This window comes from Bacillus sp. FSL R12-0074 (assembly GCF_038005725.1).
Classification (GTDB): domain Bacteria; phylum Bacillota; class Bacilli; order Bacillales; family Bacillaceae_G; genus Bacillus_A; species Bacillus_A mycoides.
The window spans coordinates 2,391,356-2,412,771 of the sequence record NZ_JBBOTR010000001.1 but is presented as its reverse complement, the minus strand read 5'-3'; the positions used below and the strand labels follow the sequence as shown (position 1 = coordinate 2,412,771).

Here is a 21,416-nt window from a genome sequence, read left to right as displayed (position 1 = left end):
TGAATAATAGGTAGGTGACCATATTTTTATTTTATTCTAAATTCTCTTTAAAATATACATCAAAAAGATAACCCCGTTCTAAATTTAGGACGGGGTTAAAAATATAGTTGTTTAATTTTTAAAGTAAAATATTTACTACACTAAAAAATATAATAATAAAGTCATTTGAAAATCTAAATTTTATTCAACATTAGCTACCGTTTTTTGAAAAGAAAAAATATTGCTTTTAAAAAAAGTGATAACATATATTTCTTTCTCTTTGTTCAATTTAACCTTATTTTTCTAACAATAAGGCTATAGTTTGACTTCCTCCGTTCCCAGTTTCACCAGAAACATCATCGTAAATTTCTTTTACAGTAAACCCTACAGCGGTTACCTCTTTGATGAATAATTCTTTTGTGAAGAATTGATACCAAATGTTGTAAGTTTCTATTTTGTCAGCGGTTACCACTGTTGTTTGTTCTAATGTTACTCTATCAGGATATTGAAGATTTCTACCGATAGCTACATAGCAATCCTTTGACCAGAAACCACCATTTTCATTAATACTCCAATATTGTTCTTCCTTGAACTGATCAAATTTTTTTTGAGAGAAAACATCCAATAACAACTTTCCACCATTCTTCAGACTGTTCCAAATGTTAAAAAGTAATATACTACGATTTTCAGGCGCAAGAGCACCATAATCACAATATATCAATAGGGCCAAGTCATAGATATTTGAATCATTTAATTCCAAATAATTTTCATAGCGATATTCAATATCATAATCTAACTTTTTTGCTTGTTCTTTAGCATAACGAATTGAGTTTTCAGAGAAGTCTATCCCTGTTACCGTATAACCTTTTCTAGCTAATCGCTCACTATAAAGACCTGGACCACAACCTAAGTCTAGTACTTTTTGATAAGATTTTTTGGGAGCTATTTGTTGGATAAAATCAATAGATTTATCAATAAACTTAAAACTCCTACTAGCTCCTTCAGTATCAGGGCTTAAATGAGCTTCTAATAATTTTTTAGCAATATAAGAATCTTGCCAAAAAACATTATCAGTTTGTTCGAATCGTGAAGGTACCTGCAATTGGTTTAATAAATTATTCATAAAAACTTCCTCCTAAAAATTTTTAAACACAAAAAACCGCAGAGCTTTACTCTGCGGTTAAAAAAGAGAATAAGTCCGTAGAGTAAAAAATCAAATGGGCATACCGAATAAACACATAAAAATGCATATTTCAGTTTGCTTCAAATTGATTTATTTACTCTTTTCCAGTCATAACAAAGTTCGTGAAAATCAAACTTCTGCTATGCCGAACTTCTTCACCTATCCTTTTAGTGTTTGTATAAATATAACAGACACTAAACTACGAGGTCAACTACTAGTTTAACCCATTATTCAAGGATATGACCCGATTGTTGAATAGAATGACTTGCATTTTTTAACAACTTTATTTAAATTTAAACAACTTTTTTGTCACTTTTTAAAAGCTATTAAATAACCCTTTCGTTAAATAAAAAGACGGAATGAAATTCTATTTCACTCCGGCTTATCCTATAGCAATTGAACTGTAAAAAAAAACATACCTGATGGTATGCAACTTAGACAACAAAAGTACTTGAATAATATAGTAGAACAAGATCATCGCTTTATAAAGAAGCGTATCCGTTCTATGCTAGGGCTCAAATCTTTTGACACAGCTATATCCATTCTTTCTGGAGTAGAAGCCATGCATATGATTAAAAAAGAACAGATTAATTTACGGAACCAGTCTATCCAAAATCAGAAAGAATTCCTCTATCAATTGTTTGGACTTGTAGCATAAGATACGATTCCATTAGGAATATATATATGCTTTATTCTCTTTTACTTTATTTTTGCACCAGAACCCATTGCCTTCTGTGTTATAAACACGAATCGTTCTTTCCTTAAACTCCATACCTAACATCCCATCATCACCTAAAAGCTTTATGTTATCCTCCATTCTCCTAACCTCACTTTCTATTCAAAGGATTATTTTGTTCAAATTCTGGATAGATGTAATATTCTTCATAAAGGAGGTCTACTGATGAAAAAGATTTTTTTAGTTATTTTCATAACAATTTTCCTTTTAATAATTTTATATTTTGTTGGTATGTCACTTTTTTGGACCCAGCCTTAAATTAAAACAAATAATAAATTACCACTATGATTATTTAATAAACATTCCGTCAATAATTTAGATAGGCAGGCAATAGCTAGAACTCATTTAATGAATCCCTAACCTTTCTCCTATCCCCACGGAGAACCAGCCAAGCAGTTAGCTTTTGCTAGCTGCTCTTTTGTATTGAGCAAATAATAACATTTTGTTCTTATTTCTTTTTCACACCATATACTACTAACCTAGACATCAGCTCACAGTGTTACCTCCTATCGTAAAGAGCACTTATGCATGGTGCTCTTTTTTAGTTTTCTTATTTCTACAAAATGAAATTTTTGTTTAAAGCCATCCTTATTTTTAGCTATAGTCTTACTAACACTTTTGTGTTAAAATCCTCTAGAATATTGATCTTTATATTATTTTTTGGAGGATTTATGAATAATCAAAACAACAATGAAACAAACAACATCAGTAGACTATTGGCAATTTTTCTAATAGTATCACCACTGTTAATACCTATTGTGTTCCCTACAGCTATAATTGTAGCAATGAAACAATGGATGCCTGATGACGTTGAATATCCAAGTATAATATCACTATTGACATTATGTATTGGTTTTTTCATAGTAGGAATCATCTTCTCTTTAGTATTACGAGTATTCAAATTATCTGAGGAAAAGCTAAAAGAATTAGGTTTCTTAGGGTTTACAATTTCAATTGTTAGTACCTTCCTGACAATGTATGTCGGATATTTTTGGCTAGCTAATCTTAATTTTACAACTGTGAAATTAACACCTCATGCTGTATTGATTTTTGCTATTTTATCTACGGTTCTTCTAGAGGCTATCTTTAAATTAATCGATAAATTTGATACCTCCGATGAAAGAGAATCAATAAATTAAAATTCAGCACCCCTTATCCAAGAGCACATACTCAAATGTGCTCTCTTTTATTTACTTATTAAAATAGCGTTTTTATACTAGTGTACAAGCCGTTTCTTTTCAAAGAAACACAACATAGTATAAAATACAGGGCCAAGCTTTCTAAAAACTTGTCCGAGTTAATTCTTAAAAAGAGGTGAACATAAATGCCTATCGTTAAGCCTTTTATTGCTGGAAGAAGATTTGTAAGTACAGCAGCAACGGGAACTGCTGCTGGAGCGGATTTAACTTTTGCCAACACCGACTTCACTAATGATACTGGTGCTGTAACAACATTCCCTGCTTCTTATGCATATTTCACACTATATATTAATGGTGTTATTCAAACAGGTGATACTATTACTGGAGTTACTACTACTGCAGCTACTATTGTAGGAGGAGCCGTCCTAGATGGAGGTACTCCTATTGTAATTGAATTTGTTATAACGTAACTTTAGTTTTCGGTAATAGAGGCTTTATAACAAGAAGCCTCTATTTTCAAATAAGACTTACATCCATTTTTGTAGCGATTACATAATGCAGAGCATATACTAGTATAGAATGGTAGGGATTTATACTCACTCTTGTAAAGAGCGCTAATTTATAGTGCTCTTTTTTACTTACTATGAAGATTTTGTTGAAAATTCAATAAAATTCAGGTTCCTTTTCACCTCGTATAACATTTACAATTACATTTATTCTATAGCTGTAACTTCAAGTTACATATCTGTACTTGTAAGGCCTAGTTTCTTTTGTACAACAAGTGGTTAGCTAGTTAGGCTGACCGCTTTGTTGTGTCAAATAAAGTTTTTATTAAACATTCTTTTTCACTCTTCACGAGAAAATACATATATTAAGGTGAGTTACACATATATTCAGCTTATAAACTGAGCATTGTAAGCTGGCCTCTCTTTAAAAGAGCATGCGTTTATGTATGCTCTTTATTCATTTCTAGATAACAAGTATTGAATCCGCACAGTCCTAAACAGCATACATACACTATCCTGAGAATTCTTTTTCAATATACGTTTTGGTCAGAGAGCGCCTTGAAAAGCGCTCTTTTAATTTCTTTGGATATGTCATCCTTTACATACAGTCAACATAAAATAAACTGACAAGACATAGTTTATTTATAATCGTTTGCATTTTTGTACACGATTTTGTTATTTTTATTCTTCTTTTATTTATTTGGAATATAATACCATTAAGTGCAGGGATAAACAGGTTTCCCCGGACCAGTTTCCTTGTATTCCTTGTATTCCTTATACATAGAACCCGTTATGATTAGTGGGTTCTTTTATTTTGTTCGTCATACAATAACTATTTTGTTAAATTTCATAAATATAACCGCTTGTCCATTTCATTTTTCTCTATCATTGCATTTACTATAAGTAATACGAACTTTCAGAGGTGAATTATATTGGATGGGTTTTTATCTTCTGCTGCATTAAACCCGGGTTCGATTGGACCGACCCTCCCACCTATGCAGCCTTTTCAATTCCCTACAGGTCCCACTGGTTCAACGGGTGCTACTGGAGCTACCGGATCAATCGGGCCAACTGGGAATACGGGATTGACAGGGAACACTGGGCCGACTGGACCAACTGGCGCGACTGGCGCAACTGGACCAACTGGACCAACTGGACCAACTGGACCAACTGGCGCGACTGGACCAACTGGACCAACTGGCGCGACTGGCGCAACTGGACCAACTGGACCAACTGGACCAACTGGATTACACCAATTTACAGTGGGTGTAAATGGTATGTTACCTCTTACTTTTACAAGTCCAACGGTTGGTACTCTTTCAACATTAACCATAACTATTGATGATCCTGGGGATACCGTCAGATTTTTTGCAACAATACAATCAGAGACTACTGGTTCAAGCGTAAATTCCGTTCCACTTAGTGGGACTGTAATACAGTATCAAATTAGACGAGTAGCACCATTTGCGATTTTCTCAATTGTTCAAAATACAGATTTTGACGAATTAATTTCTACTTTTACAGCTTTTGATAATCCTGGAGTAGGAACTTTCACCTATGTATTAGAAGCGTCATTAGCACGTGCAACTGTTGGGAATACTGAACGTGTAACCGGAGTTACTTTCACTGCTGAAGAAATCGAACCTAATTAACTATCAATAATTCTGATTATACTAATAAAAATTCCCTTTTGATCTTCTGAAGGGAATTTTATAAATACATCGGCTATCAAAATTCCATAAATACAGTATCCATTTTTATACAAAATTCAAATTGTATTAAGCTTTATTTCCATCATTCTGTATTTGCATGTCAGCTTTTTTGTTTTCCTCAACCCTAAAACCAAAGTAGAATAGCCCACAAGTAAAAACCGACCCTACAATATATCCTAAAAAACATCCTAACCAAAACATAATGTCACTCCCCTATGCATTGATTTCATAAATTCTTAACTTACTAATACCTTCCTCTTTTTGTACAAGATTCAAAATGTATTACAATAACGCTTTTGTCTAATTTTCAAAATACAACCGCTTGTCCATTTCCCTTTGCTCTATCCTTGCATTTACTATTAGTAATACGAATTTTTTAGAGATAAATTATATTGGACGAGTTTTTATCCTCCGCTGCAAATGAAGCGGCAATCGTTGTGCTATCATAGTCTCCTACTGCGCCTGTATAAGGACTTCTATCCCTAAAAATTATTATGTTTCTTTATCCAAATAATACTATCATATAAGTAGGAGGGGAATTATGCTTACAGTAGAGAAAATGTTAGAGAGTTATGGCTTAGATTTATCTAAAAACATTAAAATCGTTCGGCATAAAGATGAGGATAGAATTGATGTTGTAGATTTATATGAAAAAGGACAATTAGAGTTATACCAGAAACATCAAAAAGATGATATTTTTGGAGAATGTGAATATGTGGTTAGCTTCCTAGACTTTGAAGAAGGTAAAAAAGCTGTATTTATAGGTGTTTACAAAGTGTTAAGCAAATCCAACCCAAAAAAATTCATTACTGATAAACTTTATGATTGGATGAAACCTGAGTACAAAAAGGGTAATGAATACTATTATGAAATGGAAAAAGTCAAAGGATTTGAGGAACTAGAGAATCGGATAATCATTAATTGGTCAGAGCGAACATTTCACATGTGGTTTGCACCACTAAAAAAGGTAAAGGCAGCCAGAAAGAGAAAACAATTTGATATCATAGAAATAATTCAAAAAGGAGCAATTCGTAAGTTTCCAGGATTTCTAGATTTTACACTTACATACAACGATTAAAAAAAATTATACGATAACCCTGATGTTAACTCAACTTGGTGTAAAATGCTTTCCTCAGTAGCAGGAATCTATACAATTTTAGATAGAGAAACAGGGAAATTATATGTAGGTAAAGCAAATGCATATGGTGGAATTGGAAAAGGCGGTATATGGGGAAGGTGGGAATCTTACGCTAAAACTGGACATGGAGGTAATAAGCAATTAATTGAGCTATTAGAAAATAATCCAGAACGTAAACAAGATTTTCTTTTTTCGATATTACGTACTTTACCCAAAACAATTACTAATGATGAAATACTCGATATTGAAAATATTTATAAGGAAAAGTTGGGTACACGTGAATACGGGTATAATGCGAATTAGTAACTTTTAATATAAAAAAGATAATAGAAAATTATTTGTATTTAAAATTGACATAAAAACCACCTATTTTTTAATGGATGGTTTTTCCAATTTAATTTAAGATACTATATTATTTTTTACCTATTAAATTCAGCACTTATTGGCATATGATCACTAAACTCAATCCACTCTTCATATGAACCTATTTCAATAGATTCTAATTCGTTAAGGAATATTTCAGAAGCAAACAAAAAATCAATATGGTAAGAACTTGTTTTGTCTTTTCTATGATAATAGGTTGGGGATTTTTCCTGCCCTTGTTTTTCATAAGTATTACAATGATATGCACTCTTAATCCCAAACCCTTCAAGAAATTCAACAACCTCAGAATGTGTCTTAACTCTTTTGATACGATCAAATACCTTACTACTGTTCCAGTCACCTACAATAATACATGGCTCCTTTAGCAAAGAAGCATATTTCTCTAACGCTAAATATATTTGACCTATGTAACTACTATAACGTTTTTCACCCTTTTGTGACCAAACTGCAAACATAATAAACTCCTGTTCACCAGTGACTTTTAATGGAACGATATAGCGGAATGATTTATCATAATCAGGATGAATTTCAATTTGATACCTTTCATCAAAAGTAATTATTCCAATACCCTTGTTTGGATTATCCCCTTCCCATAAAAAATCATCGATACCTTTTTCATCAATAATCTGTCCCCATTTTTCCGGCTTTTCACACTCTGAAATTACTAATATGTTTGCCTTAAGCGGTAATATTTTGTCGATTTTCTTCCTAAATGCCATGCCTGCATTCCATGCAACTATTTTCATTTACCCAGCTCCTATATGTGGTTACTTAATATTATACAATCCATCAACAACTCTACTGTTTGTGTACATCCGAGGTAATTGATTCATACATATTCAGATAAAAAAGGTCATTGCAACAATGACCTTTACCTCTCATGTATTTACAAACTTTCTAACTATTCCTTGGTTTGTTTGCTGGAAAATTAAAAGCTTTAAAAACTTCTAAATGCACTCCAGTAATTTGCCCCTCTATAAAATCAATAAATTTATTAATCTCTATATCAGGTGCCTTTGAATTGAGAGTGAAATCATAAGAAACAATGGCTTTAGCACCATCAATGTCATAGTATGTTAGATTAAATTTCGGATGATTTTCTACTCCTTTGACTAGTTCATCAAAAAAGTCTTTAATTGAGAAACCATACACCTTTGGTCCTTCTCTCTCTTCAATCACTTGTACTTTAAGTTTCATATCTTCAATTTTAGTAATATTTATTTGAACCTTCTTCATAAGAGCAGTTTTTGGTTCACCATAATTTACAAGTGCATACGTAGTATTCATTTCAAGTTGTCTTAAATCCATGTTCACCGCTGCATCCCTGGATAAAAACACTCTCATAATTATATCCCCCTTCTAAAGTATTTCACAAAATAAACACCGGATATATAAGCATGTTTGGCATAGCCAAAAACTTTTGATAAACTAGCTATTTGAAGTTCTTTGATAACTTGATATATGAGGTGGCAGGAAGAAAATAGAGTGCGAAAACCAAGCCATTTGGTTCCTGTGTAAAATATCAACTGTACCAAGAGAGCGTCCAAGCGTTGGACATCTAGGGGTGAAACACCCTGAAGTAACGCTTAGGGAGACGAAAGGTTACATTCGTCGTGGAACTGAGAAGCTCCCACATCATGCTTTGCTAAGTGGCGTGTAGTTCACAGCTCCAATAATTCCTTTATTTTTCCGCTAACGTCACGATAGCTTACTGCATAATCTCAACGGGAAAAATCATAAAAAAACATTGAATTGCTGAGGAATTCTGTCCTCAACATTAATTTAGATTTGCATCAAAAATGTACATCCTCATTTCCCTGGTATTGTCCTTTAATAAATCTATGTCTTATAAATAATTCTGCAATAATTAAATTTGGTACCCACGCTAACCAAGCAATAACAGCGTAACTAAGCTCAAACTGCTCTAATCCAAACAGCAATACAAACAAAGGTAGCCAAATTCTTAATATAACTGCCACAAAGGTTAAGGAATAATTTCTGATTATCCAATTCCGATGATCTTGAATTTTTTTATTCTTAACTCTATTTAATGCTTGATATGCTGATGTTAGCCAAAATACGGCTAACAAACCGAAACCAAGCTTTGCTACCAATCCCCCCATAGCGTAAAAGGATAAGTACAGTCCTGAAACGCCGCCTAATAATATACCAACCATATAGATTCTCCCAAATATTCGATGACGGTTGATATTCTTTCCTCTAAATTTTGTGGATAATGTAAACGGACCAATTACTAATGCTAGTATACTAGTTGTAATATGTATAAATAACATAATGTACCAAAAACTACTTAATTTAGATACAGACATAACCTTCATTTTGACAAGTCCTGTTTGAAATCCATCCATAATAAAATATTGGATAACAACATAACCAGCTACTAAAACGGCAAAGAAAGTAAATATAAACCAAATTATTTTATTCAAATTTTACCCCCTCCTTGCTACATTTAAGGATATTAGATTATACATTACTGTTCATTCTAGAGAAAAATAGAAAAGCCTTTTGTAATTATCTACTCAATACATTGCTTTTTCATAAAAAACAACCCTAATTGCTATCAATAAAAGATGAGATTAGATATATTGCAAACAAGGGTTGAGTTGTGAACGTCGATCCATCGTTATTACAACAAAAAGCTGCTTCAGCATATTTACCTGAAGCAGCTCTTGTTATCTTAAAAATGGTAATGGTGCTTGCTGAATTCCGTTTTGAGTTGCGATATAAAAAGATTTTGCGAATCCCTCACTGTGAATGCATTCGTCTATTACGAGCATGATAGGAATCTTACGTAAGTCTAACATTAGCTCCTTTCTAACATGTTCTGCTAATGAAAGATTAGATATAGATAAAATAAAAATACCAGGTAAACTCTTCGTGTTTTCGAAATTCAATAAATTATTTGGTCCATTTTGAATTTGATCTTCCCAAATTTTCAATCGTGATTTTAAATGCTGTGCATATCGCTGCCCCTGTTGTACTCTTTCAAATATAAAGTTTTGATTTCCGATTGGAGTTTTAATTTCTCCAACAGCAATTGGATTATACCCAGTACCAGTACCTTGTAGCTTCGGATACCAGCACCAGTTTTTTAATAATTGTTGGCCTACTGCAAACTCATATTTTATTTGATTCATAGTGACAAATCTTTGTACGCCTGCCACCCCAATTTTTAACCACTGTTCAGGCTTTAAAGAATAGTTTGTATTACGGTTATGATAAGCCCACATCATCAAATGACCAGCAGTATTTAGAGTAATTGGAGCAGAGGTTTTAGGCTGATCCGGAAATAGCCCCGATTTTATCTCCCATCTACTAACAAATCCATACAGTACCAGTTTTTTCAGCGATTCCGAAACCTGAGACCTACTAATTTTAGATTCCACAAAATTTTTAATTTGAGCTTCAGTAATCGCTAATGAATCCCAAATAAGCTTTAGTATTAAATTGTCGTTTTCATTTATAAAACCTGAATTAATTCTGTCATAAATACTACGTAAATCTGTGAGTGGTTTGAATTTATCTGGAAGAATTGGTCCCCCCTGTAAAGAGGGGTCATCCCAAAGTGATAAAGATTGGTCCCTATTAAGCCAATATTGAATCGCCTTTCCATTCTCTTGTACGGAAACCTGCGGCGCACTCATTAGTTATATAAAAACGCCGTTGGGTCGTTAACTTTTTTGCGTCCAAAAGGAAACTTGAAGATAACCCCCGACCCTCTCTCTTTTTCTACATCCACATTCACAATTCTCATACTTACTACTTCATCCAATACTGGCTGTTCGATTGTTTTAGGGACAATTCCTTTAATTGTGCAGCCTTGGTCCAATTCAACAAAAACTCCAAAACGCGGGTCAACATTTACAACCCTTCCTACAATTGTATCCCCTTCAGCTAATTCAGATAATAACTGATAAGGATTTTCCACGGCTGCTTTTCTAGAAACGTGGATTAGTCGCTGTTCTGGATTAAATTGTAGAACCTTAACTGGGATATGTTCACCAATTGGTGCATAGCGATCCACAGCGTTTTTATACACTCTTCCATAGTTTAGTTCATGTAATTTCATGAAGCATTCTGCACCATTGATGCGTAAGAATATGGTTGGAACCTGAGCATTCATGTTATATCCAGTTACCTCAGCTTCGTAAGTAGGTTCCTGAAGTCTTTCATCTTGCTCCAATTCTATTAACTCACGAATTAACGCATCTGCCGATCTCCTGCTAGCTTCTTTTACTGAAACTTGTACTTTATTTACATCCAGTTCATCAGACATTTGTGTAATTACTACATTAAAAATATTACCTGTGAATTGAGTAATACTTCTAAAAGAGTAATCAGAGAAGTCCTCTTTTTTACAAATACCTATAATCTTTCCGTTTTCAAGGGCAAACTCAGCATATTCAGTATCTGAATCGTCTTTATCTTGTCTTTTAACCGTTCTCAATACTGCCTGAATTGGCTCCTTATATTTACGTAATGCTTGTAGCTTTTCATAAGTTTTTGACTCCATAAAAATATCTCCTCACCCTCGTTCAATATTTAAAAATCCCCAAATAATACTTCTACTTAAATTATTTGTACTTTTAACTGGGAAACTAAGTTTTTTAGAAATATTTTCTGGAATTTTTAATTCTCTTTATTCTAGACCTGCCCCTTACCTTATTTATCTAAAGCCCTCGCTAGTGTAGGTTCATTCCTTCACATCCGATCGTGACAAATAAAAAAGAGCTACCTTAGTAGCCCTTAATAAAGTAATTAAAAATGAAATTAAAGTTGCTCACCATTTGTTGCAATTACGTTTTTATACCAGAAGAATGACTTTTTCTTCTTTCTTTCTAATGTACCGCTACCATCGTCATGCTTATCCACATAAATAAAGCCGTAGCGCTTACTCATTTCACCAGTAGATGCGCTTATTAAATCGATACATCCCCATGGAGTATAACCCATAACTTCGATTCCATCTTCAATAGCTTCACCAATCGCTTTAATGTGTTCACGAAGATAGTCAATTCTGTAATCATCATTGATTGAACCATCCTCTTCTACCTTATCGATGGCTCCAAGTCCATTTTCCACTATAAATAACGGTTTTTGATAGCGATCATACAGTAGGTTTAATGAGGTTTGAAGACCAATAGGATCAATTTCCCATCCCCATTCACTTGCTTTTAAAAATGGGTTTTTAATTCCACCTATAATATTCCCTGCATTTACCTCATTGGCTTCTTTTTCCTTTTTCTCCGTACGGGACATATAGTAACTAAATGCGATATAATCAACAGTATTTTCCTTGATTAATTCAAGATCACCTTTTTGAATTTCAAGCTTTATTCCATGTTCTCTCCAGTATCGTTTAATAAATGTAGGGTACTCACCCCTTACTTGCACATCGCCGCAGAAGTAGTTAAATAACTGATCTTCCTTTAAAGCATAAAGCACATTTTCAGGATTGCAGTCAGTAGCATAAGTTGGAATATAAACAAGCATGCATCCAATCTGAGCGCCAGGTATCATCTCATGGCAAAGCTGAACCGCTCTTGCACTAGCAACAAATTGGTGATGATACGCTTGGAAAGTTGGTTGATAACAATCTTCTTCTTTTTGAATCGCAAACCCTAGTCCTAAAATCGGCATGTGAAGACTACTGTTGATTTCATTAAATGTCATCCAGTACTTCACTTTATTTTTATATCGGTCGAAGAGTGATGTTACATATCTTTCAAAAAATGTAACCACTTCACGGCTTCTCCAGCCCCCATATTCTTTCACAAGATGAATTGGCATCTCGTAGTGAGAGATCGTTACAACTGGTTCAATATTGTATTTATGCAGTTCATCAAACACTCGGTCGTAGAATGCTAGCCCTTCTTCATTTGGAACTAGCTCATCACCTTTAGGGAAAATACGTGACCATGAAATCGACATACGAAATACTTTAAAGCCCATTTCTGCAAAAAGTGCAATATCCTCTTTATAACGATGATAAAAATCAATTGCTTCGTGATTTGGATACGTATACTTTTCTGGATTCAAATCAAAATCAAAACCAGGATCTTTCAGTACACTTAGTCTTACTTTCCCCCCTGGTAATACATCAGGAGTATTTAATCCTTTACCACCTTCAAGATACGATCCTTCTAATTGATTGGCCGCTGTTGCCCCTCCCCATAAAAATCCTTCTGGAAAACGTTTTTCTTCAAAATTCATTATTTTTTCCTCCTTTATATTCATCTAGAACACCTCTAAAATATGTGGAAAATCAATCTTGCTCCTTCCCAGACTTCCTAAATAGACAGTTACTTAATTAATGTCAATAAGCCTTCTTTAGAGCGAACAGTGTCTTTACTATTTTCAACAACCTCCACATAGCGGTCGGTGTTTGTAATAATAATAGGGGTAGTAACTGGATACCCTGCTTCTTTAATTTTTTCAATATCAAAATTAACTAATAAATCACCTTGCTTGACCTGATCTCCTTGTTTAACGACCGATGAATAGTATTTGCCTTCTAATTGGACTGTATTGATTCCGATATGGATTAATATTTCCGCCCCTTCTTCTGACGTGATACCTATTGCATGACCCGTAGGAAAAACAGTGGAAACAACACCATTAACTGGTGATACAGCTTGACCGACAGTTGGCTCAATCGCGATTCCTTTTCCCATTGCTTCTGATGCGAATACTGGATCATTTACTTCTGCTAGTGGCTTAATTTCTCCTGTTAATGGGCTAATAATAACTTCCCTTTTTGCCAATGGCTTACTTGTTTCTGCTTTGTTATCAGCCTCTTTTTCTGTGAGCGACTGACTTACTTCTACTTTGTTATCAGATACTACTTTCTTTTGCTTTTTGTCTTCAAATCCAAATATTAAAGTCATTAATGTTGCACCTGCAAAGGCAACACCAATCGCGATGATGAAAATTCCCATGGGTGTGAAAGCCGGTATAGACAACATACTTGGGAATACATACACAAGTGCTTTTACTCCAAGCATGCCATTAATTGCGCCACCAACAGCGGCAGAGATAATAACATACGGAATTGTTTTTTTATAGCGCATCATTAAACCGTATAGGATTGGTTCAGTTACACCGGATAGTAAAGCCGGTATTAATGTTGATCCACTAAGTGTTTTTAAGGATTTGTCCCTTGTGCGTAAAAAAACACCAAATGCTACACCTGCTTGTGCGAGCGGAGCAGCTGCAAGCATTGCAAAGAGCGTACTACCTCCGTGTGCAAGCTGATCTAAAATAAGGGGTACGAGTCCCCAATGAAGACCAAACAGTGTCAAGAATGTCCACCCTGCCCCTACAACAGCACCTGTTAAAATACCACTTTTTGTGCTCAAGAAGTCAATACCTGCGCCAATTGCATTCCCGGCATATACTCCCAATGGTCCAAATGCAATAACTGTAAGTGGAACAATAATCATCAACGATAACATCGGAACTAAAAACATTTGTAAATCTTTATGAATAGTTCTCTTTAGGAATTTGTCTAAAAGAGCATACATACTTACTGCTATAAATACTGGGAAAACAGATGAAGAATACTCCATTAGAACAACTGGAATACCTAAAAAATTAGTGATATCACCAGTTTTGGTTAGCAGACTTGTAAAATTAGGTTCTAACAACGCAGCCCCGATGGTTCCACCAACATAAGGGTTTGCTCCCAACTTTGTTGCAAGTGTAATCCCTAAAAAGATTGGGAGGAAGTAAAAGACAGCGTTTCCAGCCGCAGATAAAATAAGATAAGTTCCACTTTTAGCTGATAGTAACCCAGTCATTGTCAAAATCGTTAACAATGCTTTCAGCATACCCGCTCCCGCCATTGCCCCTAACAATGGGGAAAAACTGCGTGAAATAACTTCAAAAATACGAGCTCCAATACTTCCTTTTGACTCATCTGGTGAATGAGCTTCCATATCCGCATTTGAAATTTTTGTAATTTCTTTATATACCTCCGAAACATGGCTTCCTATCACTACCTGAAATTGTCCTCCGTTCTCCACAACACTTAAAACCCCATCCAAATTCTGTAGGGCTGACTTATTTGCTTTAGTCTTATCTTTTAATTTAAAACGTAAACGAGTAGCACAATGAACAAGATTGGAGATGTTTTGTTCTCCACCAACTAATTCGACTATGGTTTTTGCAAATTTACTGTAACTCAAATCGAACACTCCTTTTTTAGCAATATTCATTGCTAGGTTATTATTTATTGCTAAGTTGCTACAAATGAAAAATGAGAATACAAAAAACCTAAACCAAGCAATCAATTTTGAATGCTTGATTTAGGTTTTGCCCGTAAGGTTACAACCCTATTATCTTTCGTTATTTTTGACCACTCTTTCAATATGAATGGTTAAATAAATTACTTCTTCTTCCGTTAACTCATAGGTATAGTTATTTTCAATAAACTTCTTTATTTTTTGTGAACAACTAAATGCCTCTGGATATTTTTTCTTAATTACAAAATATAAATCATCATCAGTTGAACTATTATAATGATTTCCTTTAACCAACCGTTGTGCAAAAAACTTTAGATGTGTAATAAAACGATAATATGTTAATGAATCTTCATTAAATTCAATCTTAAAATGGTATCTCACTATCGTTAATATTTCTTGCATCACTTTAGTCATGCTTTGTACAACTGGCATCTCTTCATTTAATTCAGCATTAACAATATGAAGGGCTAAAAAACCAGCTTCATCCTCTGGTAAAATAACACCAGCATGTTCACAAATCATGTTTAAAGCTTCTAATCCTATTTCATATTCATCTTTGTATAATTGCCTCGTTTCCCAAAGCAATCCATTCTTTATAGGCAGATTTTTTTTGTAACGCTCAATAGCAAAATGAATGTGATCAGTTAAATGAATATAAATACTATCGTTTAACTTTTTACCTAATTTCGTTTTTGCATATGAGATAATTTTCTCGGATAATTCCATATACTCAATTGGCATATCAGAAATTAAAGTTTTGAACTTTTTCATGATATCTTCGTTTTCTAAAGTGAAAATTTTATCTATCTGTTGTTCGTTAATTTCATGACCCATGCGTTTATTAAAAGCTATTCCACGGCCGACAATGATAACTTCCTGATTGTCTTTTATTGATATGACTGCATTATTGTTTAGTATTTTTTCGATTTTCACTTTATCACCTCCGAAATAGAAAAAGGCAAAACCCTACCTTTTTCTAAGGTAATCGGTTTTGCCTGATTTAACAGTTACAATCCGTTCTGTATGCGCTTACCTCAAGATACCATGTTTTTTTATAGTTGCAATATTTTTTTGTTATTATTAAGCATTTCTTTTGTCTTAAATTTTTATTCTAAATTACCCGCGTTTGCCTTCTTTTTAGTTTAAGGCAAACATTCAATCTTTATAGTTTGATGAACATGAATTTCTAAAAAATTCACCCTACCTCTAATAAACATAAAAAGAAAAGATGGCTGTAATCAGATTTTATCCTAAATAATAGTACTTTGATTTACGGCATCTGATCCCTTAAATCAGCTAGTGGGATAACCTTGTCAACAAGCCATAACTTCTTATTTCCATCATAGATAAGATTTATTTGCATTAATGACATATTATCAGATGAAACACCATTAACTGTAATTTTACTCTTCACTTTTGCTAATACATTTGCTAATACATTTGCTTTCGTAGTATCCAAAAATGCATAATACAACTCGCCACCTGTGTATTCAGATTGAAATGAAACTTTCTTCTTTTCTTTCTCATCTCCAGCCCCAGGGGCAGATTGAGTTGGTCCACCTGGTGGTGTTAATTCGTTCTTTGCATTTGGTGTTATATATGCATCGATATTAGCAAGGTATGATTCGCCTTTACCCGTATCATAAGTATGGAAAGCTTTAAGAAATCGTTCTGCAGCTTCCTTTACTTGTTGTTGATTGTTACTCTTTAGAGCTGATAACTCCCTTTTCGTATCATTGTATTGTGCCTCCACCTTTTCCACTTTTTTCGTTAATTTTATATTATCAGTTTTAAGTTTCTCATTATCAGATTGATATTTTATTAAAAATCCTACGCTAGCTATTAATAAAATTGCTATTATAATGGTAATTTTCTTCATCATTTACCTCCTTTTCGCAGTTTCATAAGTTGCTAGGTGTTACATGCATTATTATCTAACTACACGACCATATCCATTATTTTTACCCTTATAAAGTAGTTGGCGAAGAATTTCCTGATCAAAAAACATTTGAATCATATAATAATGAGAATTTTTCAACTATCGAAGATTGGCGTCGCAATAATGTAAATGAACTCGTAAAAGGTTTAAATACTGCTATAAAACAAGAAAAATCATACGTAAAATTTGGCATTAGTCCATTTGGCGTATGGCGAAATATAGCTGACGATCCAACTGGCTCTAATACAACCGCAGGTCAAAGGAACTACAATGACCTTTATGCTGACACACGTGAGTGGATACAAAAAGGGTACATTGACTACATTACACCTCAAATATATTGGAATATAGGTTTCACACCTGCTGCATATGACATATTAGTAGATTGGTGGGTAAAAGAAACAAATAACAAACCGATTCACCTATACATCGGTCAAGCGGCTTATAAAATAAATAACAACTCTGTCTCTGCTTGGTCTGATCCAGAAGAATATCCAAAGCAAATCGCTTTAAACCATCAATATCCACAAATAAAAGGTAGTATGCATTTCAGTTTAAAAGATATAAATAACAATCCACTTGGAATTAAAGATAGACTCTCAAAAGACATATATAAACACCCTGCATTAATTCCACCTATGCCTTGGCTTGATCATGATCCACCAAAACAACCTACTTTAAAAGGTGCCATTCCAAGAGATGAAGGTATTGCTTTAGGAATAATTGATGATAGAGATAATGACTCTGCTTATTATGCGATATACCGTGTGAATGGAAAGAATGTAGTTGATATTCAAGATCCGAAGAATTTACTTACTACTGTAAGGAAGACACAATGGGCAGAAATTTTTGTGGATAAAACAGCTTTATCTGAGGAGACTTATACGTATGTGGTGACAGCTTTAGATCGACTTCATAATGAGAGTATTTCTTCTAGTAAAGCAACTATTAAAGCAAAATAATAATAGAATCCCTTATATTAAAAAAACCGCCTTAAAGCCGAAACATTCAACTTTTAAGGCGGTTTTTTCTATTTGTTCTTAAACTTCTCTGTCGCTACTCTCATCTTCACATTCAAATCATGATCAATGGAGTCACGAATATCACGCTCTACTACTTCCATTTCCTTTTGGAAATTTTGCAAGTATATTTTTAGTTCTTCTTCTTTTTCAGGACGTTGTGATGGTGGTAATTGTACCACTAATGATAACATCGCTGTTAAATCTTTCATTAAGAACGTTTCAAGTTTATGTTGTTGTTCAAACATGCGTTGTTCTTGATAGTACGGAAGTGCATTTAATACTGAAATTGTAATGTCATCAACCGTTCTTTGTAGTGAAGGATTAATCGAGCGTTTATATGCTTGAATTGTATTTAATGCATCTGGATATCGATCATAGAAATACAATTTATAAAACGATAAGTCTGTCGGTTTAACAGTTTGCTGTGATTCTTGTCTCAAGAAATCTTTCACTTTCATTGTTGCAATATCAATATCTTCATTCGTAAGCTTTTTCGTTGTTTTTGCCATCACATGCACTTTTTTCTGCTTTTCTTTCGGTAACATTGAGAAAACTTGCTCTCTCGTACGTTGGCCCGATGAACAGAAAAGTGTATTTAATGTATTTTGTTCTTTTTTCCCTTCTGTACGAATCCAGCGATAAAAGAGTGGGTGCTGCGTAAATTCTTGTAAAAACGGTGTTGATTTGTTCGATAATTTTTCAATAGAATCTTGCGCTCTCTTATATGGTTTCGTCCATGAAAAATAAAGTTTACGTCCGAAGTATACAACTAAAACAACGACAGTAAATGCGATTAAAAGTAATGACCCTAATAGTAATAATACTCCTTGAATGAAACTCATTTTTTCACCTCCTCAAATAATCTGTTATTTCCTTGGACGCTGAATGAGTTTCTGCTTCATCTCATCATTAAATGTGTCAAGTTCAATTACAAACTTCTTACTAGACTCAATAATACGCTCTGACGATTTCTCAGATGCTTCAATAGCAGCGAATACATTTTGGAATGATTCACGTAATTTATCCATGCTAATTGCAGGATTTTCTAGGAGTTTTGTTGTTTCTTCTGTATTTTGTTTTAATGCTTGAGAATTGCTTAATACCATTGATTCAATCGCTTCATTTGTCGCATTAACTGCATCAATTGTTTTACATTGATTTGTTAATGCGAGCTGAATTGCAGCTGAAACCGTTATAACGTTTTGCGTCATCGTAATTGCATTACGAATTGCCTCTGATAGCTTTTCATTATTTTTCTTAATGATGTCTACAGATGCGATAGATTGTAATAATACACTTTTTGCTTGTTGCATATTACGAGTACGCACAAGTATCTTTTCTAATGCATCATTTATTAACGGAATATCCCTTTGACGTTCTGGATTTTGTTTCTCAGCTTCAAGCATACCAGCAAGTTTTCTTCCTAAGTATACTTGTTTATCAAGAGCGTGAATTTTATCGTGTGATTGCTCTTTTAACATTTCAAGACCAACCGTATCCTCTTGCAAGTTATCACGGCCAATGAGAAGTGATCTTATAATCTCCTCGATTTGCTTATCTATAGATTGATATTTATGCACGTAATTTTCAATCGGATTTTTCTTAAACACTTTAAACATAAGTTTCTTCATACCAGTTGCTTTTAATGAGTTTGGATCAAGTTCTGATACCACTTTTCGTAATTCTAACAATGTATTTGGAATTTCTTCATTCTTTCCATTCATCATCGCTGTCACAGGACGTTTTAAAGCTGATAGCGTTTGTCCTGCCGCTTGCTGCTCTTTATCCCCTAAGTCTCCTAGCTGCGACAATACTTTTGATAAATCTGTATTTTGCTCGCTATTTAACTTTTGTACATAAAGATCTGCTTCTTTATTTAGTTCTTCAAGCTCTGCATCTTTTATTACTGTATCCACTACTACTTCTACATTATTATCTTTCACAATCGATACAGGTTCTTTTTTCTCGAGTTCAGTCAACAAAATCGCTCCTTTATTTATATGTGCGAATTTATGTGCACTATATTTCATCTAATATATCGTATTTCATATACATTTTTGCTTGCTTGAAATCGATTTTTCAAGAAATACCTGCTTATGCAGTCATTCCCTGTTTCATAGTATAAGTATACCTGTTCTCGTCATTATTTTCCTCAGACTTAAGACCTAGAGAACAACATGCTGAAGACGGATTCTTCACAGCTTACCTTACTTATCACCACTGACTATTAATTTGAAATTCCATTTAGTTACCTTCTTAAATTCATACAATGCTCTATCTTTTGACATATACTATCTTTCAATGTGATAATTATATTAGGTCCACTTCTAATTATTCTTCCGCGCAACAAATGCTCCCTTTTGAAAAGCTAATAACACGGTTTCAAACGTAACGTCTTCTTCAATCATCTTTATAAATCCAGCTAATTCCCCCGCATGAGAAGTTGCATTATCAATTACAAGAAAACCTTTTGGCTCTAAAATACGTTTTATATGTTCCCACCACCACATGTATTGCGTGCGCTCTGAATCTAGGAAAATAAAATCAAATGAACGATCTACTTGCGAATCTAAAAATGCCCCAGCCTCTTGATTATGAATATCGATTCTCTGTGTAAGATTTGCCCTTTCAAAATTTCCAAGTGCCTCTCCAACCCGTTCTGAAGAAAGTTCTACAGTTATAACATTTCCATTTGTTTCTTCTACCGCATTTGCTAGCCACAATGTAGAATAGCCATTTGAAGTTCCAATTTCTAAAATTTTTTTTGCATTGCACCCCTTTACTAATACTGATAAAAACTGCCCCATTTCACGAGAAATATTTCTTAATTTTTCTTCTCTTTTTTCTTTATGTCGATCATGCTCTTCTCCATATTGTTCAAGTTGCAATAATAATGAATCTAGAGTATTCATTTTCTCCATCGCCTTTCCAAGCAATATGATGAAAAAGTACATGATGCCCGTCTACTTTTCATTATATGCGAAATGCACACCTTTTTCCTGTTATACGACAAAGAATTAAAATTTTTTATAGCATATTGTTTCGTTTTTTGGTAAAGTTAATTTCTACGTGCAATTATTTAATTCACATTATTTTACAATCAGTTTTCAATTATAAGATAATCTAAACCCCATTTAAATGAATCGGTATTTCTAATTCAACTAAGCGCCCTTTTCGGACGCATTTTCTTTTGTTTATATATTTCTGTAAGAAAGGATGCTTACACATGAACGTGATTAACTTAGATGCTGCTAGAAGACGTAAACAGCATAAAAAACTAATGATAACTATACCGATTATTAAACGCATTTATGAAGAAGACGGGGAAATTAAATTCGAGGTAGCCGGCGAAAAAGATGTACCTCTTGAAATGTTAGAAAAATAAAAAAAAGACGCACTTCTAAAGGAATGCGT

21 protein-coding genes and 2 pseudogenes are annotated in these 21,416 nt (G+C 33.8%); 8 read left to right on the top strand and 15 right to left on the bottom strand.

The annotated features are described in order from the left end of the window. Positions 1 to 274 precede the first annotated feature (274 nt). The gene (locus NSS97_RS12600) at positions 275 to 1,102 is read right to left on the bottom strand and encodes a class I SAM-dependent methyltransferase (RefSeq protein WP_341112728.1); all 828 of its coding nucleotides are present in this window, start codon (positions 1,100 to 1,102) and stop codon (positions 275 to 277) included. A 437-nt stretch (positions 1,103 to 1,539) separates the two neighbouring features. On the opposite strand from NSS97_RS12600, the pseudogene NSS97_RS12595 reads away from it, so the two are divergent. Then, positions 1,540 to 1,820 (top strand): annotated as a pseudogene (locus NSS97_RS12595) (DDE-type integrase/transposase/recombinase); the annotation flags it as partial. A 12-nt stretch (positions 1,821 to 1,832) separates the two neighbouring features. Here the strand turns inward: NSS97_RS12595 and NSS97_RS12590 are convergent. Next, on the bottom strand, positions 1,833 to 1,979 hold the full coding sequence (locus NSS97_RS12590) for a hypothetical protein (protein ID WP_162531640.1): 147 nt from the start codon (positions 1,977 to 1,979) through the stop codon (positions 1,833 to 1,835). A gap of 590 nt (positions 1,980 to 2,569) precedes the next feature. Between NSS97_RS12590 and NSS97_RS12585 the strand changes: the two genes are divergently transcribed. From NSS97_RS12585 to NSS97_RS12575, 3 genes are all read left to right on the top strand, one after another. Beyond that, positions 2,570 to 3,037 (top strand): hypothetical protein, encoded by a 468-nt coding sequence (locus tag NSS97_RS12585; RefSeq protein ID WP_044444117.1) that lies wholly within the window; start codon positions 2,570 to 2,572, stop codon positions 3,035 to 3,037. A gap of 185 nt (positions 3,038 to 3,222) precedes the next feature. After that, on the top strand, positions 3,223 to 3,507 hold the full coding sequence (locus NSS97_RS12580; protein ID WP_044444116.1) for a DUF4183 domain-containing protein: 285 nt from the start codon (positions 3,223 to 3,225) through the stop codon (positions 3,505 to 3,507). Positions 3,508 to 4,475: 968 nt separating this feature from the next. Next, positions 4,476 to 5,195, top strand: coding sequence for an exosporium leader peptide-containing protein (locus tag NSS97_RS12575; RefSeq protein WP_341112723.1), 720 nt, complete (start codon positions 4,476 to 4,478; stop codon positions 5,193 to 5,195). 126 nt (positions 5,196 to 5,321) lie between these two features. On the opposite strand, the gene NSS97_RS12570 is transcribed toward NSS97_RS12575, so the two are convergent. Next, positions 5,322 to 5,456, bottom strand: coding sequence for a hypothetical protein (locus NSS97_RS12570; protein ID WP_265113327.1), 135 nt, complete (start codon positions 5,454 to 5,456; stop codon positions 5,322 to 5,324). A 340-nt stretch (positions 5,457 to 5,796) separates the two neighbouring features. Between NSS97_RS12570 and NSS97_RS12565 the strand changes: the two genes are divergently transcribed. Beyond that, positions 5,797 to 6,333: a hypothetical protein gene (locus NSS97_RS12565; protein ID WP_234705794.1), complete on the top strand. Its 537-nt coding sequence runs from the start codon at positions 5,797 to 5,799 to the stop codon at positions 6,331 to 6,333. 45 nt (positions 6,334 to 6,378) lie between these two features. After that, positions 6,379 to 6,696: a GIY-YIG nuclease family protein gene (locus NSS97_RS12560; RefSeq protein ID WP_234705793.1), complete on the top strand. Its 318-nt coding sequence runs from the start codon at positions 6,379 to 6,381 to the stop codon at positions 6,694 to 6,696. A 116-nt stretch (positions 6,697 to 6,812) separates the two neighbouring features. On the opposite strand, the gene NSS97_RS12555 is transcribed toward NSS97_RS12560, so the two are convergent. From NSS97_RS12555 to NSS97_RS12515, 9 genes are all read right to left on the bottom strand, one after another. Next, positions 6,813 to 7,523: an endonuclease/exonuclease/phosphatase family protein gene (locus NSS97_RS12555; protein WP_044444115.1), complete on the bottom strand. Its 711-nt coding sequence runs from the start codon at positions 7,521 to 7,523 to the stop codon at positions 6,813 to 6,815. A 151-nt stretch (positions 7,524 to 7,674) separates the two neighbouring features. Then, positions 7,675 to 8,121, bottom strand: coding sequence for a hypothetical protein (locus NSS97_RS12550; protein ID WP_044444114.1), 447 nt, complete (start codon positions 8,119 to 8,121; stop codon positions 7,675 to 7,677). A gap of 449 nt (positions 8,122 to 8,570) precedes the next feature. Beyond that, complete coding sequence (locus NSS97_RS12545; RefSeq protein ID WP_107887540.1) at positions 8,571 to 9,224, bottom strand: DUF2306 domain-containing protein; 654 nt, start codon at positions 9,222 to 9,224, stop codon at positions 8,571 to 8,573. 246 nt (positions 9,225 to 9,470) lie between these two features. Further along, positions 9,471 to 10,442 carry a hypothetical protein gene (locus tag NSS97_RS12540; protein WP_044444112.1) on the bottom strand — a complete coding sequence of 324 codons (972 nt, stop codon included), beginning with the start codon at positions 10,440 to 10,442 and terminating at the stop codon, positions 9,471 to 9,473. Then, a complete protein-coding gene (locus NSS97_RS12535) occupies positions 10,442 to 11,311 on the bottom strand; it encodes a S1 RNA-binding domain protein (protein WP_044444111.1) in 870 nt (289 codons plus the stop codon). Before NSS97_RS12535 ends, NSS97_RS12540 begins: the two co-directional genes overlap by 1 nt. 257 nt (positions 11,312 to 11,568) lie before the next feature. Continuing rightward, the gene (locus NSS97_RS12530) at positions 11,569 to 13,011 is read right to left on the bottom strand and encodes a 6-phospho-beta-glucosidase (protein ID WP_107887539.1); all 1,443 of its coding nucleotides are present in this window, start codon (positions 13,009 to 13,011) and stop codon (positions 11,569 to 11,571) included. A gap of 89 nt (positions 13,012 to 13,100) precedes the next feature. Further along, on the bottom strand, positions 13,101 to 14,984 hold the full coding sequence (locus tag NSS97_RS12525; protein WP_341112710.1) for a beta-glucoside-specific PTS transporter subunit IIABC: 1,884 nt from the start codon (positions 14,982 to 14,984) through the stop codon (positions 13,101 to 13,103). Positions 14,985 to 15,134: 150 nt separating this feature from the next. Further along, on the bottom strand, positions 15,135 to 15,974 hold the full coding sequence (licT, locus tag NSS97_RS12520) for a BglG family transcription antiterminator LicT (protein ID WP_107887537.1): 840 nt from the start codon (positions 15,972 to 15,974) through the stop codon (positions 15,135 to 15,137). Positions 15,975 to 16,311: 337 nt separating this feature from the next. After that, positions 16,312 to 16,920, bottom strand: coding sequence for a hypothetical protein (locus NSS97_RS12515; protein ID WP_341112707.1), 609 nt, complete (start codon positions 16,918 to 16,920; stop codon positions 16,312 to 16,314). A 77-nt stretch (positions 16,921 to 16,997) separates the two neighbouring features. Between NSS97_RS12515 and NSS97_RS12510 the strand changes: the two are divergent. Beyond that, positions 16,998 to 17,942, top strand: a pseudogene (locus tag NSS97_RS12510) (glycoside hydrolase family 10 protein); the annotation flags it as partial. Positions 17,943 to 18,010: 68 nt separating this feature from the next. On the opposite strand, the gene NSS97_RS12505 reads toward NSS97_RS12510, so the two are convergent. From NSS97_RS12505 to NSS97_RS12495, 3 genes are all read right to left on the bottom strand, one after another. After that, positions 18,011 to 18,844 carry a DUF3974 domain-containing protein gene (locus NSS97_RS12505; protein WP_107887535.1) on the bottom strand — a complete coding sequence of 278 codons (834 nt, stop codon included), beginning with the start codon at positions 18,842 to 18,844 and terminating at the stop codon, positions 18,011 to 18,013. Between the two features lie 24 nt (positions 18,845 to 18,868). Beyond that, positions 18,869 to 19,981, bottom strand: a complete 1,113-nt coding sequence (locus NSS97_RS12500) for a toxic anion resistance protein (RefSeq protein ID WP_131929248.1) — start codon at positions 19,979 to 19,981, stop codon at positions 18,869 to 18,871. Positions 19,982 to 20,329: 348 nt separating this feature from the next. Beyond that, positions 20,330 to 20,923, bottom strand: coding sequence for an O-methyltransferase (locus NSS97_RS12495; protein WP_002085565.1), 594 nt, complete (start codon positions 20,921 to 20,923; stop codon positions 20,330 to 20,332). A gap of 305 nt (positions 20,924 to 21,228) precedes the next feature. On the opposite strand from NSS97_RS12495, the gene NSS97_RS12490 reads away from it, so the two are divergent. Next, positions 21,229 to 21,387 carry a hypothetical protein gene (locus NSS97_RS12490; RefSeq protein ID WP_002085567.1) on the top strand — a complete coding sequence of 53 codons (159 nt, stop codon included), beginning with the start codon at positions 21,229 to 21,231 and terminating at the stop codon, positions 21,385 to 21,387. The last annotated feature ends 29 nt before the right edge of the window (positions 21,388 to 21,416 follow it).